This is a genomic window from Ancylobacter mangrovi (assembly GCF_024752355.1).
In the GTDB taxonomy this organism is placed as follows: domain Bacteria; phylum Pseudomonadota; class Alphaproteobacteria; order Rhizobiales; family Xanthobacteraceae; genus Ancylobacter; species Ancylobacter mangrovi.
Map to the genome: position 1 here is coordinate 80,779 of NZ_JANTHZ010000012.1, position 18,244 is coordinate 99,022.

The window sequence follows — 18,244 nt, forward strand, 5'->3', positions numbered from 1 at the left end:
TCAGGAACGGTAGTCGCCATTGATGGCGATATATTCCTTGGTGAGATCGCAGGTCATCACCCGGTCGGAGCCGCGCCCGAGCCCGATGTCGACAGTGATGTCGATCACCTCGTTCTTCATGTAGGCGGAGGTCTCGGCCTCGTCGTAGTCGGGATCGCGCGCGCCCTTGTGGGCGACCCGGATGTCGCCGAAGGAGATCGTCAGCAGGTCGCGCTCGGCCGGCTCGCCCGCCTTGCCGACCGCCATGACGATGCGGCCCCAGTTCGCGTCCTCGCCCGCCACCGCGGTCTTCACCAGCGGCGAATTGGCGATCGACATGGCGATACGCCGCGCCGAGCGCTTGGAGACCGCGCCGGTGACGTGGATCTTCACCAGCTTGCGCGCGCCCTCCCCGTCCCGCGCCACTTGCTCGGCGAGATCGGCGAGGACGCCCTTCAGCGCGCGGCGAAAGCCCGCCAGCCGGGCATCCTTCGGGTCCGCGACCATCGGCGCGCCGGCGGCGCCGGTGGCGAACATCATCAGCGTGTCGGAGGTCGAGGTGTCGCCGTCCACCGTCACGGCGTTGAAGCTGTCGACCACGCCCCTCGAGAGCAGCGCCTGAAGCGCGGGGGCGGCGATCGCCGCGTCGGTGAAGACGAAGGAGAGCATGGTCGCCATGTCGGGGGCGATCATGCCCGCGCCCTTGGCGATGCCGGCGATGCGCACCTTCACCCCGTCGATGGTCGCGCTCGCGGTGGCGAGCTTGGGAAAGGTGTCGGTGGTCATGATCGCCCGCGCCGGGTCGATCCAGGGCAGCGGCGCGAGACGGGTCGCCGTCTCCTCCAGCACGCCGTCATATTTGGTGGCGTCGAGCGGCTCGCCGATCACGCCGGTGGAGGCGAGGAAGATCTCGCCCTCCGCGCAGCCCAGCGCCCGGGCCGCGATCTTCGCCGTCAGCGCGGTCGCCTCGCGGCCCTTCTGGCCGGTGAAGGCGTTGGCATTGCCGGAATTCACCACCAGCGCCCGCGCCCTGCCGCCGGCGAGGTTGTCGCGGCACCACTCGACCGGGGCCGACGGGCATTTCGAGCGGGTGAACACGCCCGCCACGCTCGTCCCCTCGTCCATCTCCACCAGCAGCACGTCGGTGCGGCCCTTGTAGCGGATGCCGGCCTCGGCGGTGGCGAAGCGCACGCCGGCCACCGGGCCGACATCGGGCGTCGTCTTCGGCGCGAGGGGAGAGACCGGGGAAGCGTGGGACATGGGACGTCTCGGCTGGATGGGCGGGGAAGGGCCGCACGGGTGTGCCCGAGAAGCGAGACATCCGCAAGACGGCGTGGACAAGACGGCATGCACGGGCGCGGCGGACGGACCAAATAAGGAAAAGGCCCCGGATGCGCGATCCGGGGCCTTCGTTCCGTCAGTCGATCGGGACCCGAAGGGCCGCGATCACTGCGCCGGCTTCGCCGGGTCGGCGGGCTGGGCCGGGGCATCCGTGGCGGGCGCGTCCGCCGCGGGCGCGTCCGGCTTCGGCGCGGCGTCGGTCTTCACCACCTTCGCCTGCTCGCGCAGCTTCTGCACCGCCTCGGCCTGCGCCTTCTGGGCGAGGAACTGCTGAATCTGCGGCTTCACTTCCTCGAAGGTCGGCACCGGCTTCTCGCGGGTCTCCTCGACCTTGATGATGTGCCAGCCGAACGGGCTCTTCACCGGCTCGGAGATCTGGCCCGGCTTCAGCTTGAAGGCGGCGTCGGCGAAGGCCGGCACCATCTGCTCCTTGGTGAAGAAGCCGAGATCGCCGCCATCCTCCTTGCCCGAGGGGTCCTCGGTCAGCTCCTTGGCGACGGTGGCGAAGTCCTCGCCCTTCTTCAGCCGCGCCTCGACGGCATCGGCCTTCTTCTTGGCGGCCTCGGAGGACTTGGGATCGTTGGCGTCGACCCGGAACAGGATGTGGCGCGCATGCACCTCCTCCTCCGGCTTCTGGTTCGCCACGGCGTCCTGATAGGTCTTCTGCATGGCCTCGTCGGTCATCGCGTCCTTGACCGCCTTGTCGAGCGCGGCCTGCATCAGCAGACGCTGGCGGATGAAGTCCATCTGGCGCTTGAACTCGGCGGTCTGGTCGAGCTTCTCGGCCTCGGCGGCCTGGGCCACAGCGGTCAGGTCGATGAGGAAGCCGAGCACGTATTCGTCGCGGGCCGGCCCCTTGAGCTGCGGCGGCAGGTTCTGGCCCAGCTCCTCGGTGGCTGCGGCGACGTCGCTGCGGCGGATCTCGGTGCCGTTCACGGTGGCGAGCACGGGATCGGAATCCGTCGCCGCCGGGGCGGCGGTGTCGGACGGCGCGGCGGCGGGCGCAGCGGTGGACGACTGGGCCAGCGCCGGCAGGGTCGGCAGCACGGCAACGCCGAGCAGCGCGGCCAGGGCGGCGGCGCGCAGCAGCCCGGCAGGGCGGAGGCGCGACGTGTGCGCGGCATGCAGGCGATGGGGGGTCATGAAATCTGTCCTTGGGTTGCGGTTGTCCGCGGTTGAGGCGGCGAAAGCTGGCCCAGTCGGGCGTTTGTTGCAAGGGTAACGGTACGGACAATGAACATCGGCCCGGCACGGGGCGGCCGCGCCGTCGTGACGATCGGGCAGCCCCGTCCGGCCGGACGGCGGTCCGGGAAAACTCCACGCGCCGACGTCCGACCCGCGATTGACAACCCCCAAACCCGTTCATAAGTGTGGCACGCGGTGCGCGGCCTCGGTCGCGCTCGCGTTTATGTGACGCAAGAACCCGCAAGCCGTTCGCGGCGGCGCGGCCCGACAGACCCATTTCGGCCGTAAATGGCGTCTCGATGAGGTGAGCCTCGCGCGCGCCTGCCGCTTGCGAACCAAGGGCTTGCAAACCAAGGGCCCGGCGGCCCGTCTCGCCGCGCCCCGGACCTACTCTGGCGGGAACGGATTGGAAGCCTCATGCTCGGCGCCATCGCGCGAAAGATTTTCGGATCGGCCAATGACCGCCGCGTGCGCGGCTACCAGCCGAAAGTCGCGGCCATCAACGCGCTCGAACCGGAGCTCTTGAAGCTCTCCGACGAGGAGCTGCGCGCGCGCACCGTGGCGTTCCGCGAGCAGCTTGCCAACGGCGCCAGCCTCGACGACCTGCTGGTGCCCGCCTTCGCCACCGTGCGCGAGGCGGCGCGGCGCGCGCTCGGCCAGCGCCACTTCGACGTCCAGCTCATCGGCGGCATGGTGCTGCACGAGCGCGGCATCGCCGAGATGCGCACCGGTGAAGGCAAGACGCTGGTGGCCACCGCCCCGGTCTATCTCAACGCCCTCACCGGCAAGGGCGTGCACGTCGTCACCGTGAACGACTACCTCGCCAAGCGCGACGCCGAATGGATGGGCCGCGTCTACCGCTTCCTCGGCCTCACCACCGGCATCATCGTCCACGGCATGGACGACACCGAGCGCCGCGAGGCCTATGCCTGCGACGTCACCTACGCCACCAACAACGAGCTCGGCTTCGACTATCTGCGCGACAATATGAAGTACGAGCTGTCGCAGATGGTGCAGCGCCCACACCATTACGCGGTGGTGGACGAGGTCGATTCGATCCTGGTCGACGAGGCGCGCACGCCGCTCATCATCTCCGGCCCGCTCGACGACCGCTCCGACTTCTACAACACCATCGACACCTTCATCCCGCGCATGGCGAAGGAGGACTACGAGGTCGACGAGAAGCAGCGCACCGTCACCATGACCGAGGCCGGCATGGAGAAGATGGAGCAGATGCTGCGCGACGCCGGGCAGCTCAAGGGCGAGACGCTCTACGACATCGAGAACGTCACCGTCGTCCACCATGTGAACCAGGCGCTGCGCGCCCACACGCTGTTCCAGCGCGACAAGGACTACATCGTGCGCAACGGCGAGGTCGTCATCATCGACGAGTTCACCGGCCGCATGATGCCGGGCCGGCGCTATTCGGAAGGCCTGCACCAGGCGCTGGAGGCCAAGGAGCGGGTCCAGGTCCAGCCCGAGAACCAGACCTTCGCCTCCATCACCTTCCAGAACTACTTCCGCATGTACGAGAAGCTGGCCGGCATGACCGGCACGGCGGCGACCGAGGCAGAAGAGTTCCAGGACATCTACAATCTCGAGGTGATCGAGATCCCGACCAACCTGCCGGTGCAGCGCATCGACGACGACGACGAGGTCTACCGTTCGGCGGGCGAGAAATACAACGCCATCATCGACCTGATCGACGACTGCAAGACCCGCGGCCAGCCGGTGCTGGTCGGCACCACCTCGATCGAGAAGTCCGAGCTGCTCGCCGAGCTCCTGAAGAAGCGCGGCTTCCGCCAGAAGGACTTCGCCGACCCCGACGCCTTCCGCCCGCTCTATGACGGCGACCAGGGCAAGGCCGACGACAGGGTGTTCGCGGTGCTGAACGCCCGCCACCACGAGCAGGAATCCTACATCGTCGCGCAGGCCGGCGTTCCCGGCGCCATCACCATCGCCACCAACATGGCCGGCCGCGGCACCGACATCCAGCTCGGCGGCAATGCCGAGATGCGGATCTCGCACGAGCTGACGCATCTGCCCGAAGGCGAGGAGCGCGCCGCAGCCGAGGCCCGCCTGCGCGCGGACATCGCCGTCCTCAAGGAGAAGGCGCTCGCCGCTGGCGGTCTTTACGTGATCGGCACCGAGCGCCACGAGAGCCGGCGCATCGACAACCAGCTGCGCGGCCGTTCCGGCCGTCAGGGCGACCCTGGCCACTCCCGGTTCTTCCTGTCGCTGGAAGACGACCTGATGCGCATCTTCGGGTCGGACCGGCTCGACGGCATGCTGCAGAAGCTCGGCCTGAAGGAAGGCGAGGCCATCATCCATCCCTGGATCAACAAGGCGTTGGAGAAGGCGCAGCAGAAGGTCGAGGCGCGCAACTACGACATCCGCAAGAACCTGCTCAAATACGACGACGTGATGAACGACCAGCGCAAGGTCGTGTTCGAGCAGCGCGTCGAGCTGATGCACGACGAGGACGTCGCCGAGACCGTGGCCGAGATGCGCCACGGCGTGATCGAGGACCTCGTGACCCGCTTCGTGCCGCCCAACGCCTATCCCGAGCAGTGGGACACGGACGGGCTCGGCGAGGCGCTGCGCCACGTGCTCGGCCTCGAGCTGCCGGTCAAGGAATGGGCCGCCGAGGAAGGCATCGCCGACGAGGAGATGCGCGAGCGCATTCAGACCCGCGCCGACGAGGCCATGGCGGCCAAGGTGGCCCAGTATGGCCCCGAGATCATGCGCTATGTCGAGAAGTCGATCCTGCTGCAGACGCTCGACCATCTCTGGCGCGAGCACCTCGTCACGCTCGACCATCTGCGCCAGGTCATCGGCCTGCGCGGCTACGCCCAGCGCGACCCGCTGAACGAGTACAAGTCGGAGGCCTTCCAGCTCTTCGAGGCGATGCTCTCGAACCTGCGCGAGGCGGTGACCGCCCAGCTCATGCGGGTCGAGGTGATGGCCGCGCCGCAGACCGAGCCGGAGCCGGCGATGACCGCGCACCACATCGACGCCGTCACCGGCGAGGACGAGTTCGCGCTGGCCGATGCCGAGTTCGCGAGCGCCGCGACGCTGGCGCCGGAGGCCGAGGCCGCGCCGCGCCGCGATCCCAACAATCCTGCGAGCTGGGGCCGGGTCGGGCGCAACGAGCCCTGCCCGTGCGGCTCGGGCCTCAAATACAAGCACTGCCACGGCAAGTTCGCGTAAGCGGCAGGGCCGGCTGGATGAGCGGGATGTCCTCATGAGCGCGTCGGAAGCCGGCCCGCCATCGGAGGACATCCTCGCCGAGATCGAGGCGGCCGAGCAGCGCCTGCGCCACGCCGCGCTGCACGGCAATGTCGCAGCGCTCGACCGGATCCTCGCCGACGACCTGATCTATGTCGACCAGAACGGGCAGTTCCTCTCCAAGCAGGACGACATCGACCTCCACCGCACCGGCGCGCTGAAGCTCACGCGGCTGGTCTTCTCGGACATCCGGCTGCGCGCGATCAGCGAGGACGCCGGGCTCGCGGTGGTGCGGGTGGATGTGCGCGGCCACGCGGCCGGCGTCGCCTTCTCGGCGACGATGCGCTACTCGCGCGTGTGGCGGCGCATCGCCGGCGACTGGCGCGTCGTCTCGACCCAGTCGACCTTCATCGCCTGAGCGGCGGGCAGGCTTCCGCGACGCGCCGCATGGGGCGCGCCTTCCCCGGACGGATCGTCCCGGGGCAACTCATATCCACCTGAATCTGAAAACCGGCGCGGCCGCGCAAGGCTGCCTGCCGGCCGCCGTCACTGCACCGAGGAGGAGAAGCCGCCGGGCGACAGGATACTGGCGCCGGGCAGGCCCGATTCCGTGCGGGCGGGCGTGGTGCCATAAAGCGCTTCCTGCCCGTTCGCGGCGACCGAGGGCCGCAGCGCCGGCCCAGCGGCGGAGCCGGACGCGGGAGCGGTCGCCGTCGCCGGCGAACCCGAAAGCGTCTCGTAATAGGCCTGTGCCGCCGCCTGGCCGGGGCTCGGCACCACCGGCATGCGCCTGGGCTGCTGCGGCGTCGCCGGGGCGGCGGAGGACGTCGTGGTCGTGGCCGCCGGGCGCTGGCCCGGTGCGGCAGGTGCCGGACGCGGCGCCTGGGTCGGGACCGCGGCGGTCCGGGCCGGCGCGGCCGGGCGCGCCGAGCTTTGCGCGGGCACGGCCGGACGTTCCGGCGGCACCGGCGCGTCGACGGGCATCGCGGCGCTCGGCGCCGGCTCGGAGGAGCCGCCGCCGAACAGGCGGCCGAACGAGAAGCCGCTCGACGTCTCGCCGGTAGGCGCCTCGGTGACCGGCGCCGCGGCTGTGGCCGAGGCATCCGGGTTCTCGCCGCTCCGGCTGAACAGGCTGCGCACGCTGTCGAGGAAGCCGCCGCCGGATTCGAGCGAGGCGACCTGCGCCGATGCGGGCGCCGCGTTGCCGGCCGCCGGCGCGTCCTGTGGCACGGCGGAGGACGCGGCCTCGCGGGCGGTCGAGCTCGGGATCAACCGGCTGAGGAAGGAGGGCTGCTCGGCGGAGGACGCCACCTGCGTGCCTGCCCCCGGCGCATCGTCCGGGCGGGGCGTGGGCAGCGGCACGTCGGCGCTCACCGGCACCATATCGGCCTTGGCGAGCGCGATCGTGTCCTCCGGCGCCGGCTCGTTGGTGGCGACGCCATAGTCGCTCCCCGGCGGCTTCACCACCGCCGGCAGCGAGCCGGGCGCGGAAAGCTCGGGATTGGCCAGCTTGGCGAGGAACACCTTGTTCATGCCGCCGTCCTTGCCGGTCGTGACCGGGGCGACGGGCGCGAGCGGGCCGGCGCTGGCGATCTGGGTGTCGACCTGCCGGGCGCGCGCGGCCAGCGTCTCGGCGAGACCCTCGGGCTGGGTGTATTCCGGGCAGGGCAAGGAAGCGTCGAAGCGCCGGCCCGGATCGACCGGCGTCGCGTCGAACACGTAGCGCTTGCTGCAATAGTCGACCTTCGGCGGCTGCTTGGTCAGCTCGAACGTGTCGCTGCCGCGCTTCAGCATCTTCCAGAAGGCGAGGTTCGGGTTGTTGCGGTGGCGGACCAGATTGTCCGCCGTCATGCGGAACGGATAGGCCTGCACCTGGAAGGCGCGCTGCCCGCCCCGGAAGCTCTCGCGGCCGAGCGCGAAGATCTCCTGAACCTGCTCGTCGGTCATCGCGTAGCAGCCGCGCGAGGAGCAGTCGCCATGCACCATCAGGTTCGAGCCGGTGCGGCCCCAGGCACGGTCATAGGCGTTGGGAAAGCCGAGATCGAACGACAGGTAGTAGCTGGAGTTCGGGTTCATCTGGCCGGGGGTGATGGTGTAGAAGCCCTCCGGCGCCTGCCGGTCGCCTTCCTTCACCTTGGGGCCGAGTTCGCCGGACCAGCGGCAGATCGGATAGGTCTTGAGCAGCGCGTAGTCGCCGCTCGTGGTCTGCTTCCAGACCTCAAGCTCCGATTCTTCCTTGTAGATGCGCACGACGATCGGGCTGTCCTTGGACATGCCCTTGTCGCTGATCAGCGCCAGCGTCTGCGGCGAGAGCGCCTTCATCGCCTTGGCGTTGATGGAAGGGGATTCGTCGCCGGTGCAGGCGGCAAGGGCGAGTGCGGCGCAGCCGCCGAGCAGGGCCATGCGCCAGCGCGCACCCGCTCCTGCGCCGAAGAGCCGAGACAACACCGGAAGGCTCACCTTCACCACTCCCCGCTCGTCCTCGAACAAGACGAACCCGATTCGAAAGCGTTACCCTCGGTCGTACCCTACCGCAACCCGGCCGGGATACCCCTCAGAGATTGCGCCCTATGGCGAGGAACTTCTCGCGCCTCGCCTTGCGCAGGCCCCGCGGGTCCAGGCCCTCGAGCTCGCGCAACGCCGCTTCGATGGCGTCTCCGGTCGCGACCATCGCCGCCTCGGGATCGCGATGCGCCCCGCCCACCGGCTCGGCGATGACCGAGTCGACGATGTGAAGGCGCGCCAGATCCTGCGCGGTGATCTTCATGTTCATCGCCGCTTCCTGCGCCTTCGCGGTGTCGCGCCACAGGATCGAGGCCGCCCCCTCGGGCGAGATCACGCTGTAGATCGCGTGTTCCAGCATCAGGACCCGGTTCGCCGTGGCGATCGCGATCGCTCCGCCCGAACCACCCTCGCCGATGATCACGGCGACATTGGGGACGCCGAGCGCGAGGCACGCATCGGTCGAGCGGGCGATCGCCTCGGCCTGCCCGCGCTCCTCGGCGTCGAGGCCGGGGAAGGCGCCGGCCGTGTCGACCAGCGACACCACGGGCAGCTCGAAGCGGTCGGCGAGCTCCATCAGGCGCACCGCCTTGCGGTAGCCCTCGGGGCGCGCCATGCCGAAATTGTGCTTGATCCGGGTCTCGGTGGTGGAGCCCTTCTCATGGCCGATCAGGCACACCGCCTGCCCGCGGAAGCGCGCCAGCCCGCCGACGATCGCCGCGTCGTCGCCGAACTTGCGGTCGCCGGCCAGCGGGGTGAACTCCTCGAACAGCGCGCTCGCATAGTCGGAGAAGTGCGGGCGCATCGGATGGCGCGCCACCTGCGTCTTCTGCCACGGCGTGAGGCTGGCATAGAGCTGGGTCAGCGCGTCCTGCGCCTTGCCCTCGAGACGGACGATGTCGTCCCCGATGGCGACCGCGTCGCCCTGCGCCGCCATGGCGCGCAGTTCTTCCAGCTTGGCCTCGAGCTCGGCCACGGGCTTTTCAAAATCGAGGTAGCTTCGCATTGATTGTCGATGGAACCGGGGGAAAGGAGAGTGGGGCGCCCGGACGAGCAGCCGGCGGAAACGGGCGGAAGCTGCCCGGATAGGTGGGCGACGTCAAGGCAGGCCCGGCATTTGGGTTACTCGCTTTCCTCCGAGCCGAGCGGATGAAGGTCGCGCACGAGGCTTTTCAGCCGCTCGTCTAGTACGTGGGTATAGATTTGCGTGGTCGAGATGTCGCTGTGCCCGAGCAGCGTCTGCACGATGCGCAATTCCGCCCCGTGCGCCAGCAGGTGGCTGGCGAAGGCGTGGCGCAGCACGTGGGGCGAGATACGCGCCGGGTCGATGCCGGCGGCGAGCGCGAGATCCTTGAGGTCGAGCGCCACCTGCTGGCGGGTGACGTGCCCGCTCGCCGCGCCGGAAGGAAACAGCCAGCGCGCCCCCGGCCCGCCCGCCTTCGCGGCCTGGGCGCCCGCCGCCCGGCCCTCGCGGGTCTTCTCGCCGGACGTCCTCGCCTCGGCGGCTTTCGCCATCGCCTCGCCATAGGCGCGCATGGCGGCCTTTGCCGCGTCCCCGAGCGGCACCAGCCGCTCCTTGTTTCCCTTGCCGCGCACGATGATCGCCTCGCCCTTCAGCCCGGCGGCGGAAGCGGGCAGCGCCGCGAGCTCGGACACGCGCAGCCCGGTCGCGTAGAGCAGCTCGATGAAGCAGGCGACGCGCGCGCGTCGCGCCGCCTCGCCCGGCGTCGGCGCCTCGGCCCGGGCGCGCTCATGCGCGATCTCGATCAGCCGTGTCACCTCCGCCTCGGCCAGCACCTTTGGCAGCGGGCGCACCCGGCGCGGGCCTTCCAGCACGGCCGCCGGATCGTCGCCGCGATGGCCCTCGACATAGAGGAAGCGGTGGAACTGGCGGATCGCGGAGAGCTTGCGCGCGACGCTGGCGCCCGCGAGCCCGCGCCGGTCGAGCTCGGCGAGGAAGGCACGGATGTCCTCGGTGGTCGCCGCGCCCGCCTCCAGCCCCCGGTCGAGCAGGAAGGCCTCGTAGTCATCGAGGTCCCGGCCATAGGCGGAGAGCGTGTTGGCGCCCGCCCCGCGCTCGGCGGCGAGCATGTCGAGGAACGCCCGCGCGCTTCCCGTCATGGCGCCGATCCCCTCATGGCGCGCGCGGGCTCATTTGGCGAAGCGGTCCTGCGGCACCGTCAGGTTCATCTCCCGCGGCTGCGGATGGACGAGATTGGCGAAGGCCCACAGCGTGCCGTAGCCGATGCCCCCGAGCAGGGCGAGAATGACGAGGAGACGGATAAGGCTCGGCATGGGCGATGCACGACCGTTCGAATCGATGAGTCCGGAATGGCCCATGCTAGAGCGTTTCGGCCGGCATAAGGAAGCAGCAGCGCCACATTGCGTCCCCGGATCGCCAATGATAGGTCGCCAGCGAGCAACGGACACGGGCGATGACGACCGATTTCGACGACGCCAGGGCGGCGAGGCTGCGCGAGCTGCTGGGCACGCGCTCCATAGTGCTGGTCGGCATGATGGGGGCGGGCAAGTCGTCGGTGGGCAAGCGCCTCGCCCGCCGGCTCGCCCTGCCCTTCGCCGATGCCGACACCGAGATCGAGCAGGCCGCGGGCATGTCGATCCCGGAAATCTTCGCCCATCACGGCGAGACGGCGTTCCGCGACGGCGAGAAGAAGGTGATCGCCCGCCTTCTGGAAGGCGGCCCGGGGGTGCTCGCGACCGGCGGCGGTGCCTATATGAACGCGCAGACGCGCGCCGCCATCGCCGACGCCGCCGTCTCGGTGTGGCTGAAGGCCGACCTCGACCTGCTGCTGCGCCGGGTGCGCCGGCGCGACGACCGGCCGCTGCTGCGCACCGAGGACCCCGCCGGCACGCTGGCGCGGCTGATCGATGAGCGCTATCCGGTCTATGCCGGGGCGGCCGTCACCGTCACCTCGCGCGACGTGCCGCAGGAAGTGATGGTGGACGAGGTTATCGAGGCGCTCGACCGCCATCTCGGCGGCAGCGGGACGGGAGCAGACGCGTGAGTGAAGCCGCCATTCTTTCCAACGATGTCACTACGCTGCCGGTACAGCTCGGCGAGCGCTCCTACGACATCGTCATCGGCCCGCGCCTGCTCGCCGAGGCCGGCGCGCGCATCGCCGCGCTGCGGCCGGGCGCGCGGGTGGGCATCGTCACGGACCGCAACGTCGCCGAACGCCATCTCGCCACGCTCGAGGACTCGCTGCGCTCCGCCGGCCTCACCCCCTCGGCGGTCGTGGTCGAGCCGGGCGAGAAGTCGAAGAGCTACGGCGTGTTCGAGCAGGTGGTCGACGCGCTGCTGGAAAGCCGCATCGAGCGGCGCGACCTGGTGCTGGCGCTGGGCGGCGGCGTCGTGGGCGACCTCGCCGGCTTCGCGGCAGCCTCGCTTCGGCGCGGGGTCGATTTCGTGCAGGTGCCGACCAGCCTGCTGGCGCAGGTGGATTCCTCGGTCGGCGGCAAGACCGGCATCAATTCGCGCCACGGCAAGAACCTCGTCGGCGCCTTCCACCAGCCGATCCTGGTGCTGGCCGACACCGACGTGCTCGGCACACTGCCCCTGCGCGAGTTCCGCGCCGGCTATGCCGAGGTGGCCAAATGCGCGTTGATCGACAACGCGCCCTTCTTCGCCTGGCTGGAGCGCCGGTGGCAGGACGTGTTCGGCGGCGGCCCGGCGCGGATCGAGGCGATCGCCAGCAGCTGCGCCGCCAAGGCGGCCGTGGTCGCCCGCGACGAGAAGGAGACCGGCGACCGCGCCCTGCTCAATCTCGGCCACACCTTCGGCCACGCGCTGGAGGCGGGCGCGGGCTTCTCCTCGCGCCTTCTCCACGGCGAGGCGGTGGCGATCGGCACCGCGCAGGCGTTCCGCTTCTCCGCCAGCCAAGGCCTGTGCAGCGCCGAGGACGCCGAGCGGGTGGCGCGCCATCTCAAGTCGGTCGGCCTGCCGACCCGCATCGCCGACATTCCCGGCGCGCTGCCGGACACGGACGGGCTGATGGACCTGATCGCGCAGGACAAGAAGGTCTCGCGCGGCTCGCTGACCTTCATCCTCACCCACGGCATCGGCCGGTGCTTCATCGCCCGCGACGTCGACCCGGCCGCCGTGCGCGCCTTCCTCGACCGTGAGCGCGCCGCCGGCTGAGACGCGCAGGCTAGAAACGGGCGGGCGGACCCTCGGGCCGCGCGCGCACATCGTCGCTGCCGCCCCGCCGGTCCGGGCAGGGAGCGGCACCAGAGCTGGGGAAGCCGAATCCCGGGAGGGCCCATTGACGACCTATGACTGGCTGGCTCTCGGTGCTGTCGCCGTCTGTCTGCTGCTGTCCTTCTTCTTCTCGGGCAGCGAGACCGCCCTCACCGCCTCCTCCAAGGCGCGCATGCACGCGCTGGAGAAGAACGGCGACAAGCGGGCCACCCTCGTCAACCGCATGATGGAGCGCCGGGAGCGGCTGATCGGCGGCATCCTGCTCGGCAACAACCTCGTCAACATCGCCGCCTCCTCGCTCGCCACCGGCCTGCTGCTGGCCTGGTTCGGCTCGGCCGGCATCGCCTATGCGACGCTCGGCATGACGATCATCGTCGTCATCTTCTCCGAGGTGCTGCCCAAGACCATCGCCCTCAACCATCCCGACAGCGTGTCGCTGATGGTGGCGCGGCCGATCCGCGCCATCGTCAGCCTGTTCGGGCCGCTCACCCTCGCCATCGAGGCGCTGGTGCGCGCGCTGCTGGGCGCCGTCGGGGTGCCGGTCGGCAAGACCAAGAGCGTGCTCACCGCCGCCGAGGAGCTGCGCGGCGCGGTCGACCTGCTGCACCGTGAGGGCAGCGTGGTGAAGGACGAGCGCGACATGCTCGGTGGCCTGCTCGACCTCGGCGAGCTGGAGGTCTCCGACATCATGGTCCACCGCACCAAGATGGCGAGCCTCAACGCCGACGAGCCGCCCGAGAAGCTGGTGAACGAGGTGCTGGCCTCCCCCTTCACCCGCCTGCCGCTGTGGCGCGAGCGCCCCGACAACATCGTCGGCGTGCTGCACGCCAAGGACCTGCTGCGCGAGCTGCGCACCATCGGCAACGACATCGCCGGGCTGGACATCGAGAAGATCGCCCTGCCCGCCTGGTTCGTGCCGGACGTCACCTCGCTCGCCGACCAGCTCAAGGCGTTCCGCCGCCGCAAGCAGCACTTCGCCCTCGTCGTCGACGAGTATGGCGAGGTGATGGGGCTCGTGACGCTGGAGGACATCCTGGAGGAGATCGTCGGCGACATCTCCGACGAGCACGACAAGGCCTTCGCCGGCGCGCGCCGCAACCCGGACGGCTCGGTGAGCGTGGAAGGCTCGATGGCGATCCGCGACCTCAACCGCGCCATGGGCTGGGAGCTGCCGGACGAGGAGGCCACCACCATCGCCGGCCTCGTCATCCACGAGGCGCGCATCATTCCCGAGCCGGGCCAGGCCTTCATCTTCCACGGCTTCCGCTTCCAGGTGATGCGCAAGCAGCGCAACCGCATCACCCTGCTGCGGGTGAGCCCGCTGCCGCGCCCGGCCTGAGGCGCGGGACGGGGAACCTATCGCTCGCGATACGCTGGAATTGGCGCGTGCACGCCCCATATAGGCTGGGCCAGTCTCCCGGCATCGAACGCAGGCGCGCCGCGCCGGGCCTATTCGCCCGGAGCCGAGGCCTCGATCGCGAGGGCGTGCAGGCCGCGGGCGATCTCGTCCGCCAGCAGGCCGTTCACGATGCGATGCCGGGCGAGACGGTTCTGACCGCGGAACGCCTCCGCCACGATCCGCACACGAAGATGAGTGAGATGTCCCGCACGGTGCCCGCCATGGCCTTCATGCCGATGACTCTCGTCCTCGAGCTCGAGCACCTGGGGCGAGAGTTCGGCCAGCGCCGCCCGCACGCGGGCCAGCGCTTCGGCAACGGCATCGGTACGATCAGGGGTGGCGCTCATGGTCGCTGCGGTATCCGTCCAACGGCCCGGCGTCAATATCGTCCGAACGGACGGTGACGGCGCCGCGGTTTCTTGTATACCTGGCCCGGCAGAAGCATAATCGATCCGTCATGAAGTTCGACTCCCCCATATTCGACCGCATCCGCGTGAAGCCGGACCGCGATCGTCGCCTTAAGGCGGAAGGCCCCGTCTGCGAATGGCAGGGGTGCTGCAATCCGGCGACCCATCGCGCGCCGAAGGGCCGCGACCGCGAGGGCCAGTTCTGGCGCTACTGTTTCGATCACGTGCGCGAGTACAACCAGTCCTACAACTACTTCTCCGGCATGCCGGACGAAGACGTCATGGCCTATCAGAAGGATGCCATGACCGGCCATCGGCCGACCTGGAAGATGGGATCGCGCGGCGGCGATTCGGAACGCCGGGCCTATGCCCGCCACCACCAGCCGGAAGGCTTTGTCGACCCGTTCGGCATGTTCGGCGAGGTCGGCGGCAGCGAACGACCCGAGCCGGAGGCCCCGCGCGAGAACCGGATGATCCGCAATGCCGAGCGCCGGGCCTTTGAATCGCTCGGCGTCGAGATCTCGGCCACGCCGCAGGAGATCAAGGCGCGGTTCAAGCTTCTGGTGAAGAAATACCATCCGGACGCCAATGGCGGCGACATTTCGACCGAGGACCGCCTGCGCGACGTCATCCAGGCCTATAATCATCTCAAGAGCGCGGGCTACTGCTAGCAACGCCGTCCGCCAGACCAGCCCGCGGCAGAAGCCCGGTAACGGAGGAAGAATGACTGCCTCGCACACGCAACCCGCGCTGCCGGACATGAAGGTTTCGGTCCGGCAGGTGTTCGGCATCGACGTGGATCTCGACGTGCCGGCCTATGCCGAGCCGGACGAGTACGTGCCGGAGGTCGACCCCGACTACCTGTTCGACCGCCCGACCACCCTCGCCATCCTGGCAGGCTTCGCCCACAACCGGCGCGTCATGGTCACCGGCTATCACGGCACCGGCAAGTCGAGCCATATCGAGCAGGTCGCGGCCCGCCTCAACTGGCCCTGCGTGCGCGTCAACCTCGACAGCCACATCAGCCGCATCGACCTGATCGGCAAGGACGCGATCGTGGTGAAGGATGGCCTGCAGGTCACCGAGTTCCGCGACGGCATCCTGCCCTGGGCCTACCAGAACAACGTCGCGCTGGTGTTCGACGAGTACGACGCGGGCCGCCCGGACGTGATGTTCGTGATCCAGCGCGTGCTGGAGAGCTCGGGCCGGCTGACGCTGCTCGACCAGAACCGCGTCATCCGCCCGCACGGCGCGTTCCGCCTGTTCGCCACCGCCAACACGATCGGCCTCGGCGACACGACGGGCCTCTATCACGGCACGCAGCAGATCAACCAGGCGCAGATGGACCGCTGGTCCATCGTCACCTCGCTGAACTACCTGGCGCACGACAAGGAGGTCGACATCGTCGTCTCCAAGGCCAAGCAGATGCAGACGCCGGAAGGCCGCGACACGGTCTCGCGCATGGTGCGCCTCGCCGACCTCACCCGCCAGGCCTTCGTCAATGGCGACCTGTCGACGGTGATGAGCCCGCGCACCGTGATCACCTGGGCGGAGAACGCCGAGATCTTCCAGGACCTCGCTTTCTCCTTCCGCGTGACCTTCCTCAACAAGTGCGACGAGCTGGAGCGCCCGCTGGTGGCGGAGTTCTACCAGCGCTGCTTCGGCAAGGAACTGGCCGAATCCGCCGTCAACGTCGTGCTGTCCTGACCCGGCGCCCGCGCCCTCTCCCGGCCCGTGAACGGCCGGGGAGAGGGACGGGGCGGCGCGGCGCGCGTGCCGGCCTCCGGCGCGGCGGGCCGCCCTGCCCCGCCGGAACGGAAATTCGAGACGCCCTCCCCCGCCCGGGGGAGGTGACGCCACAGACAAGGCGACTGCCATGACCACCTCGAACCGCCCGACGCGTACACCGCCCAAGGAGGCCCCGACCGAGCCGCTCAAGCGCGCCGTCACCGGCTGCCTGCGCGCCATCGCCGGCGACCGCGAGATCGAGGTCACCTACGGCTCCGAGCGTCCCGGCTTCGCGGACGGGCGCGCCCGCCTGCCCGAGCCGGGCCGGCGCATGTCCAAGCAGGACGCGGCGGTGATGCGCGGCCACGCCGATTCGATGGCGCTGCGCCTCGCCTGCCACGACCCCAAGGTGCACCGCCGGCTGGTGCCGCAGGGCCAGACCGCCCGCGCCGCCTTCGAGGCCGCCGAGCAGACCCGCTGCGAGGCGCTCGGCGCGCTGCGCATGGACGGGGTCGCGCTCAACCTCTCGGCCATGCTGGAGGACCGCTACCAGAAGGCCAATTTCGCCAATCTCGCCGACCGCTCCGACGCGCCGATCGAGCACGCGCTCTCGCTCATGCTGCGCGAGCGCATGACCGGCATGGCCCCGCCTGCGGCCGCGCGCGAGCTGGTGAACCTCTGGCGCGGCTTCGTCGAGGAGCGCGGCGGCGCGGCGCTGGACGAGCTCGCCGGCTCGGCCGACGACCAGTCCCGCTTCGCCGAGGCGATGCGCGACCTGCTCTCCTCGCTCGGCATGGGCGAGGACATCGCCCCGTTCGACGAGAACAACGACCCCTCCACCGACGCCGACGACCGCCAGGACGAGGATTCCGGGCAGGGCAGCGAGGCGGACCAGGAGGACAGCTCGGAAGGCACCACCGAGGTCGACACCGACCTTTCCTCCGACCAGACGCCGGAGGAGAGCGAGGAGCAGCAGGAGCAGCCCAGCTCCGAGCTGGCGGACGACACCGAGCTCGGCGAATCCGACGAATCCTCCGAGCCCTGGCGCCCGCAGAACGCGGTGCCCAGCGAGCCGCGCCCACCCGAATACCATCCCTTCACCCCGCGCTTCGACGAGACGGTGAACGCGGACGAGCTGTGCGACCCGGAGGAGCTGGCGCGGCTGCGCGCCTATCTCGACAAGCAGCTCGTCCATCTGCAGGGCATCGTGGCACGCCTCGCCAACCGGCTGCAGCGCCGGCTGATGGCGCAGCAGAGCCGCGGCTGGGAGTTCGACCTCGAGGAAGGCATGCTCGACCCGGCGCGCCTGCACCGCGTCATCCTCGACCCGATGCAGCCGCTCTCCTTCAAGCGCGAGCGCGACACCGACTTCCGCGACACGGTGGTGACGCTCCTGCTCGACAATTCCGGCTCGATGCGCGGGCGCCCGATCACGGTCGCCGCCGCCTGCGCGGACATACTGGCGCGCACGCTCGAGCGCTGCGGGGTGAAGGTCGAGATCCTCGGCTTCACCACCAAGGCGTGGAAGGGCGGGCAGGCGCGCGAAGCGTGGCTCTCCTCCGGCAAGCCGGGCTCGCCCGGCCGCCTGAACGACCTGCGCCACATCATCTACAAGGCCGCCGACGCCCCCTGGCGCCGGGCGCGGCGCAATCTCGGCCTGATGATGCGCGAGGGCCTGCTGAAGGAGAACATCGACGGCGAGGCGCTCGACTGGGCGCATAACCGCCTGCTGGCGCGCAATGAATCGCGCCGCATCCTGATGATGATCTCCGACGGCGCGCCGGTGGACGATTCCACCCTCTCGGTGAACCCGGGCAACTATCTCGAGCGCCACCTGCGCTGGGTGATCCAGCAGATCGAGGACAAGTCCCCGGTCGAGCTGATCGCCATCGGCATCGGCCATGACGTGACGCGCTACTACAAGCGCGCGGTCACCATCGTCGACGCCGAGGAGCTGGGCGGTGCCATGACCGAGAAGCTGGCCGAGCTGTTCGACGAGCGCTCCCGCGGCGACAAGGGCGGCAAGGAGATGGCCGGACGGCCCTCGCGCCCGAGCCCCGGCATCCGCCTCGCGGGCTCCGGCGCAGGCGCTTCGGGTGCCGGCGCGACGCCGATCCCCACGCGCCGCGTGCACTGAGCGGGGCGAGCCGGCCTGAAGAGAGGCCGGCTTAAGCTCCGGGCGAGAGGTGGCGTCCGGGAAAACGCAGGCGATGCGCTCGCCTGCCTTTTCGGGATCGCCGCTTTTCGATGGACATC

15 protein-coding genes are annotated in these 18,244 nt (G+C 69.9%); 8 read left to right on the plus strand and 7 right to left on the minus strand.

The annotated features are described in order from the left end of the window. Together argJ and NVS89_RS20065 are read right to left on the minus strand one after the other, a co-directional pair. Complete coding sequence (gene argJ, locus NVS89_RS20060) at positions 1-1,239, minus strand: bifunctional glutamate N-acetyltransferase/amino-acid acetyltransferase ArgJ (RefSeq protein WP_258734539.1); 1,239 nt, start codon at positions 1,237-1,239, stop codon at positions 1-3. A gap of 186 nt (positions 1,240-1,425) precedes the next feature. Then, the gene (locus tag NVS89_RS20065) at positions 1,426-2,463 is read right to left on the minus strand and encodes a peptidylprolyl isomerase (protein ID WP_258734540.1); all 1,038 of its coding nucleotides are present in this window, start codon (positions 2,461-2,463) and stop codon (positions 1,426-1,428) included. Positions 2,464-2,922: 459 nt separating this feature from the next. Between NVS89_RS20065 and secA the strand changes: the two genes are divergently transcribed. Beyond that, positions 2,923-5,715: a preprotein translocase subunit SecA gene (secA, locus tag NVS89_RS20070; protein WP_258734541.1), complete on the plus strand. Its 2,793-nt coding sequence runs from the start codon at positions 2,923-2,925 to the stop codon at positions 5,713-5,715. Positions 5,716-5,749: 34 nt separating this feature from the next. Continuing rightward, positions 5,750-6,151 (plus strand): nuclear transport factor 2 family protein, encoded by a 402-nt coding sequence (locus NVS89_RS20075; RefSeq protein ID WP_258734542.1) that lies wholly within the window; start codon positions 5,750-5,752, stop codon positions 6,149-6,151. A gap of 128 nt (positions 6,152-6,279) precedes the next feature. Here the strand turns inward: NVS89_RS20075 and NVS89_RS20080 are convergent, their stop codons facing one another. From NVS89_RS20080 to NVS89_RS20095, 4 genes are all read right to left on the minus strand, one after another. Then, positions 6,280-8,181, minus strand: coding sequence for a L,D-transpeptidase family protein (locus tag NVS89_RS20080; RefSeq protein ID WP_258734543.1), 1,902 nt, complete (start codon positions 8,179-8,181; stop codon positions 6,280-6,282). 106 nt (positions 8,182-8,287) lie between these two features. Continuing rightward, positions 8,288-9,241, minus strand: a complete 954-nt coding sequence (locus NVS89_RS20085; protein ID WP_258734544.1) for an acetyl-CoA carboxylase carboxyltransferase subunit alpha — start codon at positions 9,239-9,241, stop codon at positions 8,288-8,290. Positions 9,242-9,357: 116 nt separating this feature from the next. Continuing rightward, entirely contained in the window at positions 9,358-10,356 is a 999-nt protein-coding gene (locus tag NVS89_RS20090) for a site-specific tyrosine recombinase XerD (protein ID WP_258734545.1), read from the minus strand. A 30-nt stretch (positions 10,357-10,386) separates the two neighbouring features. Further along, a complete protein-coding gene (locus tag NVS89_RS20095; RefSeq protein ID WP_258734546.1) occupies positions 10,387-10,530 on the minus strand; it encodes a hypothetical protein in 144 nt (47 codons plus the stop codon). A gap of 140 nt (positions 10,531-10,670) precedes the next feature. On the opposite strand from NVS89_RS20095, the gene NVS89_RS20100 reads away from it, so the two are divergent. The 3 genes from NVS89_RS20100 (at position 10,671) to NVS89_RS20110 (ending at position 13,793) form a co-directional block, all read left to right on the plus strand. Further along, positions 10,671-11,261, plus strand: coding sequence for a shikimate kinase (locus NVS89_RS20100; RefSeq protein WP_258734547.1), 591 nt, complete (start codon positions 10,671-10,673; stop codon positions 11,259-11,261). Then, the gene (gene aroB / locus NVS89_RS20105; protein ID WP_258734548.1) at positions 11,258-12,394 is read left to right on the plus strand and encodes a 3-dehydroquinate synthase; all 1,137 of its coding nucleotides are present in this window, start codon (positions 11,258-11,260) and stop codon (positions 12,392-12,394) included. The genes NVS89_RS20100 and aroB overlap by 4 nt, the downstream gene beginning before the upstream one ends. A gap of 124 nt (positions 12,395-12,518) precedes the next feature. Continuing rightward, a complete protein-coding gene (locus NVS89_RS20110; RefSeq protein ID WP_258734549.1) occupies positions 12,519-13,793 on the plus strand; it encodes an HlyC/CorC family transporter in 1,275 nt (424 codons plus the stop codon). A 110-nt stretch (positions 13,794-13,903) separates the two neighbouring features. Here NVS89_RS20110 and NVS89_RS20115 read toward each other — a convergent pair whose 3' ends face one another. Next, positions 13,904-14,200 (minus strand): BolA family protein, encoded by a 297-nt coding sequence (locus tag NVS89_RS20115; protein WP_258734550.1) that lies wholly within the window; start codon positions 14,198-14,200, stop codon positions 13,904-13,906. 110 nt (positions 14,201-14,310) lie between these two features. On the opposite strand from NVS89_RS20115, the gene NVS89_RS20120 reads away from it, so the two are divergent. The 3 genes from NVS89_RS20120 to cobT all read left to right on the plus strand — a co-directional run bounded on the left by NVS89_RS20120 (position 14,311) and on the right by cobT (position 18,125). Further along, positions 14,311-14,931: a J domain-containing protein gene (locus NVS89_RS20120; protein WP_258734551.1), complete on the plus strand. Its 621-nt coding sequence runs from the start codon at positions 14,311-14,313 to the stop codon at positions 14,929-14,931. Between the two features lie 52 nt (positions 14,932-14,983). Further along, complete coding sequence (cobS, locus tag NVS89_RS20125; RefSeq protein WP_258734552.1) at positions 14,984-15,967, plus strand: cobaltochelatase subunit CobS; 984 nt, start codon at positions 14,984-14,986, stop codon at positions 15,965-15,967. 169 nt (positions 15,968-16,136) lie between these two features. After that, positions 16,137-18,125: a cobaltochelatase subunit CobT gene (gene cobT, locus NVS89_RS20130; protein ID WP_258734553.1), complete on the plus strand. Its 1,989-nt coding sequence runs from the start codon at positions 16,137-16,139 to the stop codon at positions 18,123-18,125. Positions 18,126-18,244 lie beyond the last annotated feature (119 nt).